Origin of the sequence: Polymorphobacter sp., from assembly GCF_048007885.1 — a bacterium.
Taxonomy (GTDB): Bacteria; Pseudomonadota; Alphaproteobacteria; order Sphingomonadales; family Sphingomonadaceae; genus Sandarakinorhabdus.
Genome location: NZ_CP180346.1, coordinates 202,143 through 221,399 on the forward strand (window position 1 = coordinate 202,143; position 19,257 = coordinate 221,399).

At 67.5% G+C, this 19,257-nt stretch carries 19 protein-coding genes, 1 tRNA gene and 1 pseudogene; 13 read left to right on the forward strand and 8 right to left on the reverse strand.

Going from position 1 to position 19,257, the window contains the following annotated elements; translation table 11 throughout:
• Nucleotides 1–32: 32 nt before the first annotated feature.
• Nucleotides 33–209 (reverse strand): YdcH family protein, encoded by a 177-nt coding sequence (locus ACMVO5_RS00930; RefSeq protein WP_416908220.1) that lies wholly within the window; start codon nt 207–209, stop codon nt 33–35.
• 205 nt (nt 210–414) lie between these two features.
• Between ACMVO5_RS00930 and ACMVO5_RS00935 the strand changes: the two genes are divergently transcribed.
• On the forward strand, nt 415–612 hold the full coding sequence (locus tag ACMVO5_RS00935; protein WP_416908221.1) for a YdcH family protein: 198 nt from the start codon (nt 415–417) through the stop codon (nt 610–612).
• A gap of 6 nt (nt 613–618) precedes the next feature.
• Nucleotides 619–1,185, forward strand: a complete 567-nt coding sequence (locus tag ACMVO5_RS00940; RefSeq protein WP_416908222.1) for a tetratricopeptide repeat protein — start codon at nt 619–621, stop codon at nt 1,183–1,185.
• Nucleotides 1,186–1,224: 39 nt separating this feature from the next.
• Here ACMVO5_RS00940 and ACMVO5_RS00945 read toward each other — a convergent pair whose 3' ends face one another.
• Nucleotides 1,225–1,692: an Hsp20 family protein gene (locus ACMVO5_RS00945; protein WP_416908223.1), complete on the reverse strand. Its 468-nt coding sequence runs from the start codon at nt 1,690–1,692 to the stop codon at nt 1,225–1,227.
• A 174-nt stretch (nt 1,693–1,866) separates the two neighbouring features.
• Here ACMVO5_RS00945 and ACMVO5_RS00950 point away from each other — a divergent pair, with 174 nt between their 5' ends.
• Nucleotides 1,867–2,223, forward strand: a complete 357-nt coding sequence (locus ACMVO5_RS00950; protein ID WP_416908224.1) for a DUF1465 family protein — start codon at nt 1,867–1,869, stop codon at nt 2,221–2,223.
• A 16-nt stretch (nt 2,224–2,239) separates the two neighbouring features.
• On the forward strand, nt 2,240–2,647 hold the full coding sequence (locus ACMVO5_RS00955) for a VOC family protein (RefSeq protein WP_416908225.1): 408 nt from the start codon (nt 2,240–2,242) through the stop codon (nt 2,645–2,647).
• On the opposite strand, the gene ACMVO5_RS00960 is transcribed toward ACMVO5_RS00955, so the two are convergent.
• The gene (locus ACMVO5_RS00960; RefSeq protein ID WP_416908226.1) at nt 2,644–3,204 is read right to left on the reverse strand and encodes a helix-turn-helix domain-containing protein; all 561 of its coding nucleotides are present in this window, start codon (nt 3,202–3,204) and stop codon (nt 2,644–2,646) included. The two genes, ACMVO5_RS00955 and ACMVO5_RS00960, sit on opposite strands and share 4 nt — an antisense overlap.
• A gap of 92 nt (nt 3,205–3,296) precedes the next feature.
• Between ACMVO5_RS00960 and ACMVO5_RS00965 the strand changes: the two genes are divergently transcribed.
• Both ACMVO5_RS00965 and ACMVO5_RS00970 read left to right on the forward strand, forming a co-directional pair.
• Nucleotides 3,297–3,800 (forward strand): DUF6456 domain-containing protein, encoded by a 504-nt coding sequence (locus ACMVO5_RS00965; RefSeq protein ID WP_416908227.1) that lies wholly within the window; start codon nt 3,297–3,299, stop codon nt 3,798–3,800.
• Between the two features lie 19 nt (nt 3,801–3,819).
• The gene (locus ACMVO5_RS00970) at nt 3,820–4,293 is read left to right on the forward strand and encodes a hypothetical protein (protein ID WP_416908228.1); all 474 of its coding nucleotides are present in this window, start codon (nt 3,820–3,822) and stop codon (nt 4,291–4,293) included.
• On the opposite strand, the gene ACMVO5_RS00975 is transcribed toward ACMVO5_RS00970, so the two are convergent.
• Nucleotides 4,272–4,348: transfer RNA gene (locus ACMVO5_RS00975), tRNA-His, on the reverse strand. The two genes, ACMVO5_RS00970 and ACMVO5_RS00975, sit on opposite strands and share 22 nt — an antisense overlap.
• A gap of 88 nt (nt 4,349–4,436) precedes the next feature.
• Between ACMVO5_RS00975 and ACMVO5_RS00980 the strand changes: the two genes are divergently transcribed.
• The gene (locus tag ACMVO5_RS00980) at nt 4,437–4,976 is read left to right on the forward strand and encodes a TetR/AcrR family transcriptional regulator (RefSeq protein WP_416908229.1); all 540 of its coding nucleotides are present in this window, start codon (nt 4,437–4,439) and stop codon (nt 4,974–4,976) included.
• Here the strand turns inward: ACMVO5_RS00980 and ACMVO5_RS00985 are convergent.
• Both ACMVO5_RS00985 and ACMVO5_RS00990 read right to left on the reverse strand, forming a co-directional pair.
• The gene (locus ACMVO5_RS00985) at nt 4,970–9,154 is read right to left on the reverse strand and encodes a translocation/assembly module TamB domain-containing protein (protein WP_416908230.1); all 4,185 of its coding nucleotides are present in this window, start codon (nt 9,152–9,154) and stop codon (nt 4,970–4,972) included. The genes ACMVO5_RS00980 and ACMVO5_RS00985 overlap by 7 nt on opposite strands.
• Nucleotides 9,154–11,112 carry an autotransporter assembly complex protein TamA gene (locus ACMVO5_RS00990; RefSeq protein ID WP_416908231.1) on the reverse strand — a complete coding sequence of 653 codons (1,959 nt, stop codon included), beginning with the start codon at nt 11,110–11,112 and terminating at the stop codon, nt 9,154–9,156. The genes ACMVO5_RS00985 and ACMVO5_RS00990 overlap by 1 nt, the downstream gene beginning before the upstream one ends.
• Nucleotides 11,113–11,235: 123 nt before the next feature.
• On the opposite strand from ACMVO5_RS00990, the gene ACMVO5_RS00995 reads away from it, so the two are divergent.
• Nucleotides 11,236–11,421, forward strand: a complete 186-nt coding sequence (locus tag ACMVO5_RS00995) for a hypothetical protein (protein WP_416908232.1) — start codon at nt 11,236–11,238, stop codon at nt 11,419–11,421.
• A 9-nt stretch (nt 11,422–11,430) separates the two neighbouring features.
• Here the strand turns inward: ACMVO5_RS00995 and ACMVO5_RS01000 are convergent, their stop codons facing one another.
• Complete coding sequence (locus tag ACMVO5_RS01000) at nt 11,431–12,111, reverse strand: S24 family peptidase (protein WP_416908233.1); 681 nt, start codon at nt 12,109–12,111, stop codon at nt 11,431–11,433.
• A 150-nt stretch (nt 12,112–12,261) separates the two neighbouring features.
• On the opposite strand from ACMVO5_RS01000, the gene ACMVO5_RS01005 reads away from it, so the two are divergent.
• From ACMVO5_RS01005 to ACMVO5_RS01020, 4 genes and pseudogenes are all read left to right on the forward strand, one after another.
• On the forward strand, nt 12,262–12,501 hold the full coding sequence (locus ACMVO5_RS01005; protein ID WP_416908234.1) for a hypothetical protein: 240 nt from the start codon (nt 12,262–12,264) through the stop codon (nt 12,499–12,501).
• On the forward strand, nt 12,501–12,893 hold the full coding sequence (locus tag ACMVO5_RS01010) for a hypothetical protein (RefSeq protein ID WP_416908235.1): 393 nt from the start codon (nt 12,501–12,503) through the stop codon (nt 12,891–12,893). Before ACMVO5_RS01005 ends, ACMVO5_RS01010 begins: the two co-directional genes overlap by 1 nt.
• 152 nt (nt 12,894–13,045) lie before the next feature.
• A complete protein-coding gene (locus ACMVO5_RS01015; protein WP_416908236.1) occupies nt 13,046–14,107 on the forward strand; it encodes an efflux RND transporter periplasmic adaptor subunit in 1,062 nt (353 codons plus the stop codon).
• Between the two features lie 12 nt (nt 14,108–14,119).
• A pseudogene (locus ACMVO5_RS01020) lies at nt 14,120–17,189 on the forward strand (efflux RND transporter permease subunit).
• Nucleotides 17,190–17,195: 6 nt separating this feature from the next.
• Here ACMVO5_RS01020 and ACMVO5_RS01025 read toward each other — a convergent pair.
• On the reverse strand, nt 17,196–17,882 hold the full coding sequence (locus ACMVO5_RS01025) for a carbonic anhydrase (protein ID WP_416908237.1): 687 nt from the start codon (nt 17,880–17,882) through the stop codon (nt 17,196–17,198).
• 163 nt (nt 17,883–18,045) lie between these two features.
• Here ACMVO5_RS01025 and metZ point away from each other — a divergent pair, with 163 nt between their 5' ends.
• Nucleotides 18,046–19,254, forward strand: coding sequence for an O-succinylhomoserine sulfhydrylase (gene metZ / locus ACMVO5_RS01030; RefSeq protein ID WP_416908238.1), 1,209 nt, complete (start codon nt 18,046–18,048; stop codon nt 19,252–19,254).
• The last annotated feature ends 3 nt before the right edge of the window (nt 19,255–19,257 follow it).

Here is a 19,257-nt window from a genome sequence, read left to right on the forward strand (position 1 = left end):
GGCAGGGGCCGCAAGCTCCGCGACTGATCCCGTCAGTGCGTGCGGCTGCGCGAGACTTCCTCTTTCAGGCGCAGCTTCTCGCGCTTGATCTGCGTCAGCCGAACAGGGTCGGGCAGGGGGCGTCGCTGTTCATCTGCCAGCCGCGCTTCCAGGCGCGCATGGCGCGCAGTCAGGCTTTCGATGTGCGGGTTCAGTTCGGAATTGGCCATTGGCAGTCTCCTTCGCCGCAGCTGCGCCAACAGGTAAGACGCACACGTGCCGGGCGTATCCGGGCGACTCGTTTCCGGCCCGGATTACTGAGTGAACCATAGAATTCCGGCCCCGCCAACCATCATCGCCACCAGAATCGCACATGCGTTGCCAGCCACTTCGGGCGCCGCTAAACACCGCCTCTCAGACCCATGGAGACAGGCTTTGGACGAAGCCGAAATCAAGGCCCGAATCGAGATGCTCAAGCGCGATCACCGCGATCTCGACGCGGCCATCGAGGCGCTCCGCCTGCTCCCCACCGTCGACATGATCCAGCTCCAGCGCTTCAAAAAGCGCAAGCTGCGTCTGCGCGATGAAATTGCTATACTCGAAGACATGCTGATCCCCGATATCATCGCCTGAGCCCCGATGCTGCCTCGCCTTGCCCCGCTCGCGCTGCTGCTCACGGTCCTGGCTCCGGCCGCGCCCGCCAGCGCCACCATCCTCGGCATCGCGCGCGCCAAAAGCTGCTTCGAAGCTGCCGTAGCCAAGCGCGCCACATCCGATGCCGTGCGCACCTGTACCACGGCGCTTGAGGAGGAAGGCCTCGCCGCCCGTGACCGTGCCGCCACCCTGGTCAATCGCGGCATTCTCCACATGCAGGCCGGCCGCATCGACGCCGCGCTCGCCGATTATGACAGCGCCATCCAGCTCGAACCTCAGGCTGCCGAGGCCTGGGTCAACAAGGGCATCGCGCTGATCAAGGTCCGCCGTGAGGCCGAGGCCGCCGCCGTCATCAGCCACGGGCTCGAACTCGGCCCGCAAAACCCGGCCATCGCGCATTATAGCCGCGCCTTCGCCTATGAAGCGCTGGGCAAGGTGCGCGAGGCTTATGAAGATTTCGGCCGCGCCGCCGCCCTCGCGCCTGACTGGCGGGAGCCCTCAAAGCAGCTCCGCCGCTTCAAGACCGTGCGCGTGAAAACGGCCGGCGTCTGACCAGACGCCGGCCGCCTCACAGTCCGGTGCGGGGCGGGCTTATTCGGCCGCCAGCCGTGTCTCCACCAGCGGCGCCGAGCCCTGGCCGATTTCCACCTTGCGGGGCTTCTTGTGCTCGGGGATCTCGCGCACCAGCGCGATGTTGAGCAGCCCATTCTCATAGTCGGCGCCGGTCACCTTGATGGTGTCGGCAAGCTGGAAGCGGCGCTCGAAGGCGCGCTTGGCGATGCCACGGTGCAGGAACTGCCGGTCGCCGGTCTCGGCCTCGGCATTGGCCTGGCCGGTCACGATCAGCGTATTCTCCTGCACAGTCAGCTCCAGCTCGTCGCGGCCAAAGCCGGCAACGGCCATCTGAATCCGATATTCGCCGTCACCCACCTTTTCGATATTGTAGGGCGGATAGGCGCTGTCGGCCCCGTCCACCCGGCCGGCGAATTCCACCAGCCGGTTCAGGTTCTCAAAGCCGATCGAAGACCGCAGAAGCGGCGAGATGTCAAAACTACGCATGGTCCAAATCCTTTCAAAAGCGAGTTGGTTGCACTTGTCCCCGCCCATATCGGCACGGGGGTCGTCAAAGCCCCGTCTGGCGACCTCGACCACATCCATGTGGCGGCTGTCCGCGTCATTTCAAGGTCCACTCTTGGCAAGCCGCGCGCAGCGACGCAAAGCAGCAATATGGACATGTCGTTCAAGCCCGGAGTCCCGCTCGATCCGCTGCTCGCCGATGCCATTCGCATCGCCGATGAGGCGCGGCGCTGGATGGGCAGCGAGGGCAGGGCCCTGATCGACGCCCTGCCGCCGCCTGCGCGTGTCCAGGCCAATGCCGAGATGCTGGCCACCACCGCACGCCTGATGGCGATCATCGCCTGGCTTCTGCATCCCGCCCAGAAGCAGGGCCGGATGCCGCCCTTCAACCCTCCGCACGAGCTGCCGCTCGGTCCCGGCCATCCGCTCGAAGCCAGCGCAGGCCATGACATCGCGCGCGCCTCGCGCGCGCTGGCCGCGCGGCTTCAGACCGCCCCAGTTCAAGCCCCATAGCGACGCGAGACCCGCCATGCGCCCGTTCCATCTGGCAATCCCCGTCACCGATCTCGCCGCCGCGCGCCATTTCTACGGCCAGGTCTTTGGCTGCCCTGAAGGCCGCAGCGCGGAAACCTGGGTCGATTTCGACTTTTTCGGCCACCAGCTTGTTGTCCATCTTGCCCCGCCAGCCGCCATCACCCGCAACGCCGTCGACGGCGACGCCGTGCCTGTCCCGCATTTCGGCATGGTGCTGGATTGGGCAGGCTGGGAGGCGCTCGCTGCGCGCATCACGGCTGCCGGCCATGTCTTTGAAATCGCGCCCCATGTCCGCTTTGCCGGCCAGCCCGGCGAGCAGGGCACCTTCTTCCTCTTCGATCCCGCCGGCAACGCGCTTGAATTCAAGGCCATGCGCCACCCGGAAAATCTGTTCGCCCGCTAGAGCGCGCGCACCAGCTGGCGCACCACGGCAATCCACGGCGGATCGAGCACCAGCTGGCGTGCGCCCGCCGCCATCGGCAGCAGCTGGATCCGCCCCGCCTCGGTCGCCACCAACCGGCCAAAGGCAAAGCGCCCCACCGGCCTTGGCACCAGCACATCGCGGTTGAGCGCCCGGGCATAATCCGCCGCCGCCAGCCGCTCGGCCCAGAGCTGGTCGCCAGCCCGGTAGTCGCCCTGCGCCACATCGACCAGAAGCCCGATCATCTCCGCACCCGGAACAGGCGGGCTGAACGACATCGGCTTTGTCGGCGCCGCCGCCCCGTCCGCGCCCAAAATCGCCGCCACCCCCAGATCGACCCGGTCCGGCAGCGTCACCAGCTCCGAGGGGTCGGCTTCCAGCGCCGCTGCGATCCGGTTCAGCCAGCCCACCGACACGGTGCGCGTGCCCGTCTCCAGCCGACCGATCGTCTGCGCCGTGGTCGGTGGGTCGCAGCGCTCGGCCACCTCCTGAAGGGTCAATCCGCGCGCCTTGCGCACCTCGCGAATCCGCGTCAGCATCTTTCTCTCCTAACCTTTACGGTTATCTCTGTCCTACAAACATTCCTTCATGGCAATAGTGATTCGCCAGTCACAACCAGAAGGAACCAGTTATGCCCGCTCCCAAGGCCGCCCCGTCGCAAACCGATATCGCCCCGGAACCGCGCAACCAACTCCTCGCGCGGCGCACGCTCAGCCCGTCCGAAGCGATCGACCGGCGCACCGTCACCGTCAATCTGGCCGAATCCCCGCTCGCCTGGCTGGTTCGCCGCAACATGGTCACCGCCGCCCAGTTCGAGGCCAGCGAGCGGCTGCGCACCGATTTCATGCTCGCCGGCCAGTCGCCGCGCATCACCATGCGCTGGGATCCGACACCGGCGCATCGAAGCGGCCCCCATGCGCTTGATCCCACCACCGCCCAGATCGGTGCACGCCAGCGCTTCGATGCCGCCGTCGCTGCTGCCGGTCCCGGCCTGTCTGATGTCCTGTGGCGCGTCGTCTGCCTGGGCGATGGCCTGGAAACTGCTGAGCGCGCGCTCGGCTGGCCCAGCCGCGCCGGCAAGCTCGTGCTCAAGCTGGCGCTCGACCGTCTGGTCCTGCATTACGGCATCGCCTGATCTCACCCGGAGCCTGCCCATGCGCGCCGTCATCCCCGTCCTGCTCCCCCCCGTCCTGCTCCTGCTCGCCGCCTGTGGTGGCAGCAAAGGCGTGTCCCTCGGTCGCATGGGCGGTGCGCCGCCCAGCCTCATCATCACCTCAACGCTGGTCGCCCGCGACACGGCCATCGGCACCGTCACCCTCACCGAGGAAGTGCAGGGGGACCGCATCGTCATCCGCGCCAGCGGCCTCCCCGAAGGCCGCCACAAGGTCATGCTCCACAGTCAGCCTTGCCCTGCCGCAGGCGCCCAAACCGACACGCTACCCCCGCTTGAAAGCGATGCGGAAGGCAAAAGCGAGCTCTACGCCGACCTGCCATCCCCGCGTCTGCGCGGCAGCGAGGGTGCGCGCCTTGCCGGGCCTCTTGCCGTCACCGTATCTATCGCCGGCGAACGCTTCGCCTGCGCCGATATCAGATATAAAGGAAATTCTGGGGCGATCGACGGGGATTGAACCCGCAACCTCCGGTACCACAAACCGGCGCTCTAACCAATTGAGCTACGACCGCCACACCAGAGCGAGCGCCATAAGCCAGCGTGCGCGCCCGTGCAAGCATCTCGCTGGTTCTGGCCGCGGGCAGCCCCTAACATGCGATCATGTCGATCGATCGTCGCGCCGCCCTTCTCGAAGCCCTTGCCGATCATGTGCTCGCCCATGGCTTGGCCAGCGCCAGCCTGCGCCCGCTGGCCAAGGCGGCCGGCACCTCAGACCGGATGCTGCTCTATTATTTCACCGACAAGTCCGATCTCATCGCTGCCATTCTCGAAACCATCGCCGTCCGGCTCACCGCCATGTTGGCCGGGGCCACAGGCGCACCCCAGCCCTTTGCCGCCCTTCGCGCCACGCTGCTCGAATCGCTCTCCAGCGAGGCGGTCTGGCCCTATATGCGCATCTGGCTCGAAGTCGCCGCAGGCGCCGCGCGCGGGGATCCGCTGCTCACCGAGGTCGGCGCCCGCATCGGCCGCGGCTTCCTCGCCTGGGGTAAAGCCCAGCTGCTCAGCGCCAGCCCGGCAATCCGCAGCCGGGAAGCCGCCCAGCTCCTCGTCTTCATCGAAGGCGCGCTGTTCCTCAAAAGCCTCGGCCTCGAGGATATCACCGCCAGCGCGCTCACGGGCGCGGCGAAACCCGCTCAATAATCGCGCTGCCAGCGCACGCCGCCGCCCGTCCCGCCAAGCGTCGCCACCTGGCTCAGCAGCGAAAGCGACCTTGTGATCGAAACCTCGATATTGGTCGCGGTGTAGCCCTGGGCGTCGGTGGCCATCTCCACATAGACATCCCGCCCGATATACTGGCCGGCGGCCACCGCCGTGCCGCGTCCCATCTGCTGGTCGGCGGGCAGGATGCGCAGCCGGTCGATGCCCAGCCCGGAGCGCACGGCATTGATCGGGTTGAAGCCGCCGCCACCCTGCAGCGTCGCCAGCGCGCCAGCCAGCTGCACCGCTTCGGGCGCGGACAAATTGGTCACCGAGTCGCCAAACAGCAGCCGGCTCAGCACTTCGTCCTGCGGCAGCGCCGGCACCGAGCTGAAGGCGATCGCCGGCCGGTTCGCCGTGCCATTGATTGCCAGCAGCGCGGTAAAGCCGCTGTTGCTGCTCTCCGCACTCAGGTCGATCAGCGGATCGGGCGGGTAGCCGCCCTGAAAACGCACATCGCCCCGCGTCAGCTGAAAGCGCCGCCCGGCAAAATCATAGTCGCCGCGCACCAGCTGCACCCGGCCAAACAGCTCGGGCGTATAGGCGCCGCCCTTGATCTGCAGGTCGGCCTGCCATTCCGAATCGATCCCCAGCCCGCTCACGAACATCCGCCGGTCGGCGTTCACATCAAGGTCAAGCAGCCAGCGTGTCTCGGGCACATAGGTGAAGCGCGGCCGCCCCAGCACGCGCACATTGCGCTCGGTCACGTTCAACACCGGCACTTCGGCCGCCGTCGCCCGGCCAATGCGGAACGCCGCCCGGTCGACACTGATCTTGCCCGAGACAACGCCGCCATATTCGTCAGTCGCAATCCGTAGCGTGCCCGAGCCCGTGCCATCGAAATCATCGCGGTCGAGCATCCGCGCCTTGTCGAGCTCGAGGCGGATATCCATCGGAAAGCCGCGTTCAGCCGAAAGGCTCACCTGCCCACCGCCTGAAATCCTCCCGTCACGCCCCGCCCGCCCCGAAAAGCGCGTCAGCTCCAGCGTCGAGCCGACAAAGCGGCTGTCGAGCGACGCCTCCTCCACCACCGTGCCCAGCAGCCCCGCCTCCAGCCGCCCGCCGCGCATCGTCATCCGCCCATCCAGCACCGGCTCGCCCACCGTGCCCGAAAGCTGTGCTGCCAGCTTCACTGGCCCGCCCACCAGCACGGCATCATTGCCGCCCAGCCCCCAAAGCGCCTGCGCCGGCCCGTCAAAGGCCAGCTTGCCTGCCACCGAAGCCGCGTACAGCCGCTCAATGAAGCTCTCCTCGCCCAGAAGTGCGCCAATTTCGACCTGCGCGCGCCCCTCGACCTTGCCGCCGCGCTTGATCAGCAACCGCGCCACCGTGCCGCCAAAGCCCAGCTCGGCCGTCAGTCCGACATTGATCGGCAGAGACGATGCCGCCGCCCCGTTGCGCGTCAGCCCGGCCATGCTCAGGTCAAGGCTGCCGCGCGGTGTGCCGCCCTTGTCCACCCGCAAATTGGCAAGGCCCGAAAGCTCCCCGCCAAAGTCCCAGCTCGGCTCCACGACCGACAGCAGCCGCAGCGGCAGCCCGGCCAGCTCGGCCCGCAGCCGGAACACCTCGCCGTAGCGCCCCGAAAAGCTGGCGCTGCCCTCGCCCGCCATCAGCTTGACCGGGGCCAGCGCCCAGTCATCGCCCTCGTGCACAAAGCGCGCCGGCTCCGACAGGGTGATCGCCTGCGTTCCCAGCCGTCCCTTGCCCGTGACTTCGATCAAGCCCTTGGCCAGCAAGACATCGCTGTCCACGCTGAACGGCGCCCCGCTCTCGCCGCTCGCATGCAGCCGCACCCGCCCCTCGCCCCCGGCATAGCGCAAGCTGCCATTGCCTTCGTCCAGCATCACCTCGTCGCGCTCCAGCCCCTTGAAATCGAAACTGCCTTCGCCCTCCAGTCCGCCCTCCGCCAGCCGCAGCTGCGCCCGAAGCGTGCCCTGTTCGATCAGGATTGGCGTGGCGGTGGGCAGGGTCGCCGCGTCCGCGCTCGCGCTCAGCGTCAGGCCCTGCACCCCGCCCGCATCCGCCAGCGTCAACCGCCCGACAAGCCCGTCGCCCGTCACCGCAAAGTCGCCGAGCAGCGGTCCCGCCGGGCTTGTCCGTGCCGTGCCGCTGGCGCGCAGGCCCAGCGCGTCCGCCGTCTCCAGCACGAGCGTCGTCGGCCCCTCGGCCGGCGTCAGCACCTCGCCGCGGACATTCAGCGGCCCGAGCGAACTCGCCCCGCTCGCCACCACCGACCAGCCCGCTTCACTACGCCTGATCGCGGCAGAAACCGCATTCAGGCCGATGCCAAGCCCCGGCTCAGCCAGCGCCAGTTGAATTCCGGGTGCGGCGCTGTCGCCCGAGACGGTCACGCTGAGCGGTCCATAATCGCGCAGGTCCCCCGAAAGCGCCGCGTCCAGCGCGCCACCAGCGCCCAGCGCCGCGCGCCCTGCCACCGTCACCGCCGGCGCTGCCAGCCGCAGACCGTCGAGCCGCAGCGCCAGATCCGGCGCCAGCACAAAGCGCGCATCGAGCGTGGGCAGACCATCGAGCGCGCCGAGCACAGCCTCGCTCTCCATCGCCGTCATGCGCAGCCGCACATTGCCGGCCGTGCGCGCCCCCTCGCCGGCTGGCACCACGCTCAGCGTCGCGCGCCCCTGCGCCACGCCCAGCCCGGCCAGCACGATGCCTTGCCCCTGCAAATCCGCGCCCAGTCGCCAGTCGCCATCAGCAAAGCGCCAGCGCGCATCCACCGTCCCCTCAAGGCGACGCCCCCGCAGCCGCAGCTGCTGGCCAGTCAACTCCCCACCCAAAATCCGCAACGTCCCCTCGCCGCGCAGGTCACGCAGCAACGGCGCGGCCACCTCGTTCACGCCCGACACCTGCGCCACACGCAGCCGCAGCGGCACCAACAGCCCGCGCGCCCCCTCTGCCTCTCCCGGCTCGCTGCGCAGCAGCCCCGCCGCTCGCACCCCGGTCAGCCCCGTCTCGCCCCAGGCCAGCGCATCCGCGGTCAGCAGCCAGTCCATCAGCGGCGCACCAACCCGACCGGCCAGCCTTGCGCGCAGAACGATGTCATCTCCGCTCAACTTCTCGAACACCGCACCCGGCCGCAACAGCCGCACCGAGAGCAGTCCCTCCACGGCTTCGTCCGCGCCCAGCCCGCCGCGCGCCACAAGCTCGAGCGCCGGCCCACTTAACCGCAGCCGCGCCTGCTTTGTCTCGCCCGTCAGGTCGACGCGCGCCACCAGCTGCAACGCCGGGCCCAGCGCGCCCGCCGCTGCCGCGCTGTCCAGCAGAAGCGCCGGCGCCACCATGCCGCGGGCAGCAAAGCGGCCGTTATCAGCGCTGATCGAAACATCCGCGAGCTGCTCGTCTGCCGCCGTGCCGCTCAGCTTGCCTGCCCAGCGCGCCCAGCTGCCCTGGCCGCCCAGCCGCAGGGTCAGCGGCGTCTCCAGCCCGAGCAAGCCCAGAATGACACCGCCCTCGGGCGCGTCCAGTGTCGCACTCAGCTCCAGCCGGTCGCGCTCGGGCTCGGCGTCCAGCGTCAGCCGCAGCCGGTCGCCGCCGCCGCGTTCGGCATCGAGCGTGTCCAGCGCCAACCCCAGCTTGGCCCGTGCATCGGCAATGTCGGCGCTGCCGCGCAACCGCATCAGCTGCGGCCCGCCCGCCACCGCCGCGCCAATCTTCAGCCGGTCAATCGCCACCGTGCTGATGGCAATGTCGAAATCGGGCAGCAGACGGTCGCTCTGCGTCGGCTTCAGGGTCGGCAGCCGCGCCAGCCGCACCTCGTCCGAAACCAGGCTGCGGATTTCGAGGCCGTCACCGGTGATAAAGCGCAGCGGCCGCCAGTCGAGCCGGACCCGGTCGGCCTCCGCAAAAACGCCGGAAGGGTCGGTCAGCGCCAGCCCCTCGATCACCGGGTTTCGCCACAGCGAACCCGTGATCCGCGCAATCCGCACCCCCAGCCCCGATTCCAGCGTCAACCGCGGCAACAGTTTCACCAGCTGGTCGCGCCCGGCCTGTGTCTCCAGCCCGGCAAGGAGCGCGCCGAGGCCCAATACCAGCACCAGCACCGCCGTCGCCAGCGCCCGCAACAGCCGGCGCGGCCATGGATTGGGGGCAGGGGCGGTGTCGCTCATCAGAAGGCCTGCCCGATCGACACGTAAAAGGCGATCCTCGGGTCGCCCTCGCGCCGTGTCACCGGCGTCGCCACATCGACACGCACCGGCCCGAAGGCGGTATAGTATCTGACCCCGACGCCGGCCCCGACACGCAGGGAATCGAAGCTCGGCACCGTGCCCGTATAGACCTGCCCGGCATCGACAAAGGCCGCGACGCCCAGATCGCTGCCAAAGGCCTTGAACCGGTAGCGCGTCTCGATGCTCGCTTCGGTCAGGCTGTTGCCGCCGGTCGGCCGGCCCTCAAGGTCCTGCGGCCCAACGCCCTGAAAGTTGAAGCCGCGCACCGAGCCACCGCCACCTGCATAGAAGCGCCGCGAAGGCGCCACCCGCCCCCGGGTTGCCCCCGCAATGCTGCCCATGTGCAGCCGGCCGGCCACCACCACCGAGTTGCCAACCGGCTTGTAATAGGTGCCTTCCAGTTGCAGCTTCACATAGTTGAAATTGGTGCCGTCGCGCAGTGTGAACTCCGGGCTGGCACGCGCCGTCACGCGAAATCCAGAGGAGGGATTGAGCAGGTCGTCAGAGTTGTCAAACGTCACCGATCCCGGCACGGCCAGAATGAAGAAGGTGGCATCGCCGTCTTCGAGCAGGCGCAACAGCGAGCGGTCGGTCTGATTCGTCGCGATCGCCTGAACACCCAGCGAAAAGGTCATGGGCTTTTGCCAGAGCAGGTTGGATTCGCGGACCACGCCCGCGCCAAGCTGAACCGTGCGGGCCGAATAGCCAAGCTGCTGTTCGGTCGAAAGCGAAGCGAGCACGCTCAGCGTCTGGTCGCGTGACCTGAAATTTCGCCGCCGGTATTCGCCGCTCAAAAGCTGTTCGCGCTGCGCCGCCACCACGCGCCCCGTCAATGAGCCTTCGGGCGGAAACAGGTTGCGGTGTGACCAGCTGCCCGCCAGCCGCAGCCCTTGCCCGGTATAATAGCCCCCCGTTGCCGAAACCGTGCGCGGCGGCGCCGCCTCGACCCTGGCCACCATGTCCACCGTCTGCGTGCCATCCGCCTTGGGCTCGCCCGCCAGCACAGGGCGCACCGCCACGGCCCCGAAAAGCCCGGTCTGCACCAGCGCCTGGCGCAGGTCCTCCCGGTTCGCGCCCGTGTATGGTTCGCCCGGCTTGTAGCGCGCCAGAATCGCCATGTGCTTCTTGGTGAAGCCCTGCGTTTCGCCCTCGATCCGCGTTGCGCCAAAAACGCCCTGTGGCCCGGCATCGACCCGCTGCGCCAGCTCGCCCGCTCGTCGCGCATGATCAATCACGATCTCCGGTGGCCCGATGGTGGGGAAGGGGTAGCCCGCATCGGCCAGCCGCTCGGCCAGCCGGTCCTCCAGCGCCACCACCTGCGCCGCCAAAATGGGGTCGCCCGGCGCAATGCCCAGAAGCTGCTCGGCCAGGTCAACCGGTGCGTTGCTGCTGCTCTCGGCCGGCGCCCGCACGAGAATCTTCTCGAAGCGATAAAGCGGCCCCGGCGCCACCTCGAAGCGCACCCGCGTCGCCTCGTCGGGGCGCACCGAGGCGATGATCTCGCTCTCGATCCGCCCGCCATAATGGCCCGCCGAGCGCAGCAGCGTATCGATCAGCTGCCGGTCATCGGCGGTTCGCCGCCTGATCTGCGCCAGATTGGCCGGCTTGCCGCGCCCGGTCCAAAGCGCCGAAAGCCCCTTGAACTGCTCCGACAGCCCCAATTCATCAAGCCCGCTGAAGGTCACATCGTAGCGCAGGTCGCCAAGGTCGGCCGCGCTCGTTGTACCATTCTGGGCCGGCAGCTCGGGCCAGGGCAGCGGCACCCCGTCCTCGTCGAGCAGGATTTCATAGTCGCTCTCCGCCAGCGGTGGGGTCACCTCCTGTGCGCGTCCGGCAAAGGCCAGCCCGGCTGCGCAGCCAAGCCCGACCAGTCGCGTCCAATGAAGAAATGATGACACGCGCCTTGTTAGCGCAGCACTGGGGCCGCGCAAAGCAAAGCCCGTCTGGCCAAGACAGGCCTGCGACCAACCGCCCGTCATCTGCGATGGTATTGGCCAGCGGACCGTGGCAAAGGCCAGCCCATGCCCGGCACGCCAACCCCCAACAGAAACACCAGCAGCGGCGGCGGTTGTCTCATCGCCGCCGGTCTCATCCTGGGGCCGGTCGTTGGCCTGCTTCTCGGCCAGGTGTCCGCCGGCCTCATCGCCGGCGGCGTCATCGGCGTCCTTGCCGCCATCATCTGGACCGTGCGCGACAGCCGCCGCTAGGCAGCGCCTTCAGTTCAGCCGCCGCCCCACCCAGACCACCCGCCCGATCACCTGCACGCCCGCCGGATCAAGGTCATCCCAGCTTGGATAGGCGTCATTGTCCGACCTTATGGTCAGCCGCCGCGTTGCCGGGTTCACCGATAGCCGCTTTACCAGCAGCGCATCGTCGGTACGCAACACATAGATGCCGTCGCGCAGCCGCTCGCGGTCGGCGGTGTCGACAAGGATCTGGTCTCCATCAGCAAGCGTCGGCAGCATCGAATCGCCCTGCACGCCGATCACGGTCAGTGCATCCGGACGGCCGCTGGCAATCTCGCGGACCCAATTGGCCTTGAAGGCCAGCACAGCAAGCGGCGTTTCGTCGCCGGCTTCCGACCCGTCACCCGCCGAGGCCCCCACGGACAGCTGGGGAATCAGCACATAATCCTCGCCGCGCTGCACGAGTCCCGGCCGCGCCATCACCGCGCGCGTGCCATCCTCGACCGGCGCACCGAGCAGCCGTTCGGCAATGCCGAAGTGCCGCGCCAAAACCCGCCGGTCCGTCTCGGACAGGCGGCGCGGCACACCGCGCTTTACAAACTGCTGAATATAGGTCGGATTTCGGCCAAGCAGGCGCGAAAGCGAAGCATAGTCCTCTCCACGCGCACTGATCAGCTCGTCCAACCGCTTGCGGATGGCGATACTGTCCATAGGCTGCGGAACCTCCTCTCCCGGTCCGCGATAATCCGACTTTACCATAGGTTTTTACCTAGACTAGTAGGAAAACGCCCGCGATAAAACGTTAACAGCGCCGAATCGGCAGGATTTCCGTAGGTTCTTATGGTGAAGGGAGTGGCGGCAATGAGTTTGTTGACGATTGTGGAGCGGCATCTGCGCCAACGCGCCATTCCTCCCTCCCGTTTCGGGCGACAGGCCGCCGGTGATCCGCGCCTCGTCTTCGATCTTCGCAATGGTCGCGAACCGCGCCCCGCCACCGTGGCTCGCGTCAAGGCCTTCATCGCCGCCTCAGAGACCAGGAATCCGGTCGCGACCGGCCAGACATCCGTGAGCACCAACCCCTCTTGCAAAGGAACCAACTGATGCGCCCGTTCAAATCCGCCATCGAATCCGCCGTCCTGCGCGGCATCGCCGCCGCCGCCGGGCTTGACGCCAGCGATAGGGAAAAACCAATTCTCATTGTCGAGGAAATCCGGACCCTTGACTGGGCCAGCGTCACCTTTATCGGCGCGCGCCATATTTTCGATCTGCGTCTGGATGGGGCGCCCGGCAGCATCGCCGAAGCGCTCGTCGCACTGTCCGCGCGCCTGCCGGACTGGGAATTTCGCATCCCCGGTCATATTGTCGCCGATATCGAACTGGCCGGCGTCGAAACCCTCGACCCCAGCCACAGCGACCCCGGCGAAGTCAGCAACTGCGGTCCCTCCACCGTGTCGCGCCCCTTCGTCGTTAATGTTCTCACCATTGTTGATTAATATAAGAACGTCAAGCTTTGGTTGACATTGTAACATGGTCAATGCGGCAAGTTGAGCAACGCTCAAAAACTGCTTGCCAGTCCCCGTCCGTTCCCGGCAATATGAGTCACGGTCAAAACTAGCCTCATTGTCAGGGACCGGTCGGGGGTTGCATGCGTCTCACCACCATTTGTCAGCTTGGCCTCGCCGCCCTGCCCATGTTCGCGCTGGCGGCCTGCGGCGGCCCGGAAGAGGCGCCCCCGCCGGCCGCCACCAGTGCCGCCTTGCCGGTGACGCTGGCCGCTGCCCGCCCGGCTGCGAGCGAGCATCAGCTGGTGATCAGCGGCATTGTCCGCCTCAAGCGCGAAACAGCTCTCGGCTTCAATGCGCCCGGCCGCATCGCCGTCATCGCCGTGCGCGAGGGCGATATGGTCAAGAAGGGTGATGTCCTCGCCCGGCTCGACCTTACCAGCCTTGCCGCCGCCACGGCCACCGCCGAAGCCGAACTGGCCCGCGCTGAATCCGACTATACCCGCCTGCAGGGCCTCTTCGCTCAGGGCTGGGTGACCGCGCCGCGTGTCGAGACGGCCCGCGCCACCCTCGATGCCGCCCGCGCCCGCGTCCGCCAGTCACGCTTCGATCAGGGGCTCGGCATCATCCGCGCGCCCTCGTCCGGCACCATCCTGCGCCGCCCGCTCGAGCCCGGCCAGATCGTCCAGCCCGGCCAGACCGTGCTGGTGCTGGGCGAGACCGACAGCGGCCATGTCCTTCAACTCCCCGTCGCCGATGCCGACCTGCCCCGGTTGCGCCTTGGCCAGCCCGCCCGCGTGCTGATCGACGCCCTGTCCGCCGCCCCACTCGCGGCCACGGTCTCCGAGATCGGCGCCCGCGGTGATGAGGCCACCGGCACCTTCCGCGTCGAGTTGGCGCTCCCGGCTCATCCCGGCCTGCGCTCCGGCCTCATCGGCGAGGCCCGTCTGGCGCTGCCCGACGAGGCCGCGACGGGCGGCGCGCTCGCCGTGCCCGCTACCGCCCTGTTCAGCGCCCGCGCCGGCGAGGCGTTTGTCTATGTTCATGACAGCAAGGCCGGCGTCGTCCGCCTCCGCCAGGTCGCCATCGGCCCGCCAGAAGATGATGAGGTCATCGTCACCGCCGGTCTCGAGCCCGGTGAACAGGTGGTCACCTCCGGCCCCGATCGCCTGCGTGACGGCATGGCCGTCAGCCCCAGCGCCTGAGCCGCGCCCATCATGAACATCATCAACTATGCCATCCAGCGCTGGCAGATCACGCTGGTCACCTTCGCGCTGCTGGTCGCCATCGGCATCTCCTCCTTCCTCTCCATCCCCCGCTCGGTCGATCCGCATTTCCCCTCGCCCTTCATCATCGTCGTCGCCACCGTGCCGGGCGCCGAGCCGTCCGACATGGAAACCACCATCGCCAAGCCCATCGAGGATGTGCTCCAGGGCGTCGATGGCATCGTCAAGGTCCAGTCCCGCAGCACCGACAGCTCGTCGGTCATCACCGCAGAATTCAGCTGGGAGGATGATCCCGAGAAGAAATATGACGAGGTGGTGCGCGAGGTGAATGCCATCCGCTCCCAGCTCCCCTCTGCCCTCCAGCGCCTCGAATTCCGCCGCAGCCGCACCACCGAGGCCGCCATCCTGCAGTTCGCGCTGGTCTCCGAAACCGCCAGCTACCGCCGCCTCGAAAAGCTGGGCAAGGACCTGCGCGAGCGCATGAACCGCGTCCCCGGCGTGCGCGAAACCCGGGTCTGGGGCATCCCCACCCCCGAAATCACCGTCGCCCTCGATCTCGGCCGCATGGCGCAACTCGGCCTCCCCGTCACCGCCGTCACCGATGCGCTGCGCCAGGGCTCCACCGACCTCCCCCCCGGCGCCGTCCACAGCGGCGACCAGCGCCTCAATGTGCAGGCTGGCGGCGCTTTCCGCAGCCTCGATGAAATCCGCGACGAACCCGTCCGCGCCCGCGATGGCAGCCTGGTCCGCGTCTCCGACATTGCCGCAGTCGACTGGGGCTATGAGGAACAGCCCCACATCACCCGCTTCAACGGCCAACGCGCCATCTGGGTCACACTCACCCAGAAAGACAATCTGAACGTTCTCGATATCCGCAACGATGCGCTCGCGGCCGCAGAAGAATTTCGCGCCCAGCTCCCCCGATGTCACCCTTGAGCTCGGCTTCGACCAGTCGCTCGACATCGGCCGCAAGCTCGCCACGCTGGCGCGCGATTTCTCGATCGCACTCGCCCTTGTCCTCATCACCCTGCTCCCCTTGGGCCTGCGCGCCAGCATCGTCGTCATGGTCTCGGTGCCGCTCAGCCTCGCCATTGGTGTTGCGGTTCTCAGCGTCACCGGCTTCACCCTCAACCAGCTCGCCATCTCCGGCTTCATCATCGCGCTCGGCCTGCTCGTTGATGACAGCATCGTCGTTACCGAAAATATCGCCCGCCACCTGCGCGAGGGCGAAGACCGCACGTCTGCCGCCATTTCCGGCACGCGCGAAATTGCGGTCGCCGTGCTGGGCTGCACCTTCGTCCTGCTGTTCGCGTTCCTGCCGCTCGCTTTCCTGCCCGAAGGCGCCGGCAAGTTCACTCGCTCGCTCCCCATCGCCGTGCTCGGCACGGTCGCCGCCTCGCTGCTGGTCTCGCTCACCATCGTGCCGTTTCTGGCCAGCCGAATCCTGCCGCGCACCGAAACGGAGGAGGGCAACCGCTTCCTCCAGGCGGTGCAAGGCGGCATCCAGCGCTTCTATGCCCCCGTTCTCCACTGGTCGCTCGAAAAGCCGTGGCGCGCCATGGCCATCGCCACCGCCATCGTCGGCTCGGGCTTCGGCCTGGTGCCGCTGCTCGGCTCCAGCCTGTTCCCGCCCGCCGACGCCCCCTATTTCCTCGTCACCATCACCGCGCCCGAAGGGGCGGCCATCACCCAGACCGAGCGCGCCGCGTCTTACGTCGAGGCCGGCCTCAAGGATGAACCCGACGTTGAAGCCGTGATGACCAACATCGGCCGCGGCAATCCGCAGATCTTCTACAATCAGCGCAGCTTCGACCAGCGCACCAACCTCGGCGAAGTCTTCGTCGTCCTCAAGGATTGGGACAAGACCGAAGGCCCCGCCCTTGTCGAGCGGCTGCGCAACCACCTCGATGCCGGGCCGGACGCGCAATATGTCGTCAAGATCTTCGTCAACGGCCCGCCCATCGACGCGCCCATCCTGGTCCGCATCTTCGGCCCCGATCTCGACGTGCTGAAGCGCCTCGCGGCCGAAACCGAGGCCCTTATGCGCAAGGTCCCCGGCACCCGCGATGTCGTCAACCCCATCGCCACCGATCAGCCACGCCTGGCACTCGGCCTTGATTCCGGCAAGGCCGCGCTCCTCGGCGTCGTCCCCGGTACGCCGCGCCGCATCCTGCGCATGGCACTCGCCGGCGAACCCTCCGGCCGCTTCCGTGACAATGAGGGCGACAGCTACAATGTCGTCGTCCGGCTGCCGCTCGATGGCCGCCACCCGGTTTCGGTGCTCGATCAGGTCTATGTGCCCGCCGCCGGCGGCGCCGTGCCGCTGCGCGAGATCGCGCGGCCCACCCTCGATTCCGCCCCCCCGCGCATCAGCCGGGAAAGTCAGCAGCGCACCGTCTACATCACTTCCGAAATCGCTTCCGGCTTCCTCACTGCCAAGGTCAATGAAGAGGTATTCAAGGCGCTCGAAGAGGTGAAATTGCCCGAAGGCTACCGCTTCGCCGTCGGCGGCGAGGCCGAGGCCCGCGCCCGCAGCTTCTCCGGCCTCGGTCCCATCATCGCCATCGCCGTGTTCGGCATCCTGGGCGTGCTGGTCATCGAGTTTGGTCGCTTCCGTGAAGTCGCGGTCGTCGCTGGTGTCATTCCGCTCGGCATCTTCGGCGGCCTCGTCGCCCTGTTCGTCACCGGCAATTCGATCAGCTACACCGCCGTCATCGGCTTCGTCGCGCTCATCGGCATCGAGATCAAGAACAGCATCCTGCTTGTCGATTTCACCACCCAGCTGCGCCGCGAGGGCCTTGATCTCCGCCCCGCCATCGAGCGCGCCGGCGAGGTCCGCTTCCTCCCCGTCCTGCTCACCTCGGTCACCGCGGTCGGCGGCCTGCTGCCGCTGGCGCTCTCCGGCTCCGGCCTCTACAGCCCGCTCGCCTGGGTCATCATCGGCGGCCTCATCTCATCCACGCTGCTCAGCCGCATCGTCACGCCGGTCATGTACCTGCTCATCGTGCGCGGCCATGAGCCGCCTGCCGCCACCGCCGGTGAAGCGATTGCGATCCCCTGAGCGCTGTCAGCTGTGCGCGTGGGCGTGCGAATGTTCGTGCGCGGTGTCCAGATATTTGGCCACCTGCGCGGCATAGCGCCGGCTCACCGGCTGGAAGTCCTTTACATCGTCATCCCAAGCATAAACCTCGCCATCGGCGATGTCATACACCCAGCCATGGATCTGCAGCACGCCCTTGGCCAGCGCTAGCGCCACGGCCGGGTGGGTGCGCAAATGAGCCATCTGCAGCAGCACATTCTGCTCAAGCAGCATCAGCATCATGTCATGCTCGTTCAGATGCGAGCCCAGCTCGCGGGTGATGTCGATCGCGGCACGCATATGCACCAGCCAGTCGCGCACATGCGGCAGTGAATCCAGCTTTTCAGGTGCCATCGCGCCCTTGGCGGCGCCGCAATCCGTATGGCCGCAGATCACGATATGCGGCACCTTCAGCGCACCCACTGCAAATTCGATCGCCGCCGTCGTCGCCCCGGTCGTCGTGTCATGCGGCGGCACGATGTTGCCGGCGTTGCGCACCACAAACAGGTCGCCCGGCTCGCTCTGGGTTAACATGCCCAGCTCGATGCGCGAGTCGGAGCAGGTGATGAACAGCGCTTCGGGAGACTGCCCCTTGGCCAATCGCTCGAACAGCTCGGCGTTGCGCGGGTATACGTCGCGCTGAAACTTGACCACACCGGCTGCGAACTTCGGCATCTTGCCCTCCTTCGGGATATCCATTGCCGAGAAGCATCGGCCCCCGAATCCTAACCCAGGCTGAACAGACCTGCCAGCCATTCCTGCCCGCCCATTCCTGCGCCCCCCATTCCTGTCCCACTGCCGATTGCGCCCGCCCGCCCGCCCGGCTATCTCCTCGTCGATGAAACGCTTGACCGGACAAGACCCCGCCCACACATCGAAATGGCGCCCCGCCACGCGCATGGTACGCGGCGGCACCATGCGCACCGAAATCGGGGAAACCTCCGAGGCGCTGTTCCTCACCTCGGGCTATGCCTATGACAATGCCGAGGAGGCCGCCGCCCGCTTCCGCGGTGAGCGCCCGGGCATGACCTACAGCCGCCTGCAAAACCCCACCGTCGAAATGCTCGAACGCCGCCTCGCCCTCATCGAAGGCGCCGAGGCCGCCCGCGCCACCGCCAGCGGCATGGCCGCCATGACCGCAGCGCTCATGTGCCAGCTCTCCACCGGTGATCACCTCGTCGCCGGCCGCGCCCTGTTCGGCTCCTGCCGTGTGCTCGTTGACAGCATCCTGCCGCGCTTCGGCATCGAAACCACCACCGTCGACGGCCGCGACACCCAGGCCTGGGCCCGGGCGCGCCGGCCCAACACCAAGGTCTTCTTCCTCGAAACCCCAAGCAACCCCGGCCTCGACATCACCGACCTGCGCGCGGTTGCCGATATCGCCCATGATGCCGGCGCCACCGTTGTCGTCGACAATGCCTTCGCCAGCCCGATCGTCCAGTCACCGCTCGACTTTGGTGCCGATGTCGTCGCCTATTCCGCCACCAAGCTGATGGACGGGCAGGGCAGGGTGCTCGCCGGCGCCGTGCTCGGCTCGGAACAGTGGATCAACGACACATATCTCGCCTTTGCCCGCCACACCGGGCCCAATCTCTCGCCCTTCAATGCCTGGCTCATCCTGAAAAGCCTCGAAACGCTCGACTTGCGCGTCACCCGCGCTTGCGAGAACGCCATGAAAGTCGCCACCTTCCTTGAAAGCCGCGTCCCGCGCACCCTTTATCCCGGCCTCGCCAGCCATCCGCAGCACGCGCTCGCCATGCAGCAGATGCGCGCCGGCGGCACCATCATCGCGCTCCACCTGGGTGGCGGCCAGCCGGCCGCACACGGCTTGCTCGATGCGCTCCAGCTCATCGACATTTCCAACAATCTGGGTGACAGTCGCACCCTGATGACTCACCCCGCCACCACCACCCACGCCAGCGTCAGCCCCGAGGTGCGCGCCGAAATGGGCATCACCGAAGGCATGTTGCGCCTCTCGGTCGGCCTCGAAGACGCCGATGACCTGATCGAGGATCTCGGCCAGGCGCTGACGAGAATCGGCGCCTGAGCC

Bases quoted from the DNA above. Each gene is read 5' to 3' on its own strand.
- ACMVO5_RS00930 (WP_416908220.1), bottom strand. From the start codon at position 209: ATGGCCAATTCCGAACTGAACCCGCACATCGAAAGCCTGACTGCGCGC.
- ACMVO5_RS00940 (WP_416908222.1), top strand. From the start codon at position 619: ATGCTGCCTCGCCTTGCCCCGCTCGCGCTGCTGCTCACGGTCCTGGCT.
- ACMVO5_RS00945 (WP_416908223.1), bottom strand. From the start codon at position 1,692: ATGCGTAGTTTTGACATCTCGCCGCTTCTGCGGTCTTCGATCGGCTTT.
- ACMVO5_RS00950 (WP_416908224.1), top strand. From the start codon at position 1,867: ATGTCGTTCAAGCCCGGAGTCCCGCTCGATCCGCTGCTCGCCGATGCC.
- ACMVO5_RS00955 (WP_416908225.1), top strand. From the start codon at position 2,240: ATGCGCCCGTTCCATCTGGCAATCCCCGTCACCGATCTCGCCGCCGCG.
- ACMVO5_RS00960 (WP_416908226.1), bottom strand. From the start codon at position 3,204: ATGCTGACGCGGATTCGCGAGGTGCGCAAGGCGCGCGGATTGACCCTT.
- ACMVO5_RS00965 (WP_416908227.1), top strand. From the start codon at position 3,297: ATGCCCGCTCCCAAGGCCGCCCCGTCGCAAACCGATATCGCCCCGGAA.
- ACMVO5_RS00970 (WP_416908228.1), top strand. From the start codon at position 3,820: ATGCGCGCCGTCATCCCCGTCCTGCTCCCCCCCGTCCTGCTCCTGCTC.
- ACMVO5_RS00980 (WP_416908229.1), top strand. From the start codon at position 4,437: ATGTCGATCGATCGTCGCGCCGCCCTTCTCGAAGCCCTTGCCGATCAT.
- ACMVO5_RS00985 (WP_416908230.1), bottom strand. From the start codon at position 9,154: ATGAGCGACACCGCCCCTGCCCCCAATCCATGGCCGCGCCGGCTGTTG.
- ACMVO5_RS00995 (WP_416908232.1), top strand. From the start codon at position 11,236: ATGCCCGGCACGCCAACCCCCAACAGAAACACCAGCAGCGGCGGCGGT.
- ACMVO5_RS01000 (WP_416908233.1), bottom strand. From the start codon at position 12,111: ATGGACAGTATCGCCATCCGCAAGCGGTTGGACGAGCTGATCAGTGCG.
- ACMVO5_RS01005 (WP_416908234.1), top strand. From the start codon at position 12,262: ATGAGTTTGTTGACGATTGTGGAGCGGCATCTGCGCCAACGCGCCATT.
- ACMVO5_RS01010 (WP_416908235.1), top strand. From the start codon at position 12,501: ATGCGCCCGTTCAAATCCGCCATCGAATCCGCCGTCCTGCGCGGCATC.
- ACMVO5_RS01015 (WP_416908236.1), top strand. From the start codon at position 13,046: ATGCGTCTCACCACCATTTGTCAGCTTGGCCTCGCCGCCCTGCCCATG.
- ACMVO5_RS01025 (WP_416908237.1), bottom strand. From the start codon at position 17,882: ATGCCGAAGTTCGCAGCCGGTGTGGTCAAGTTTCAGCGCGACGTATAC.
- metZ (WP_416908238.1), top strand. From the start codon at position 18,046: ATGAAACGCTTGACCGGACAAGACCCCGCCCACACATCGAAATGGCGC.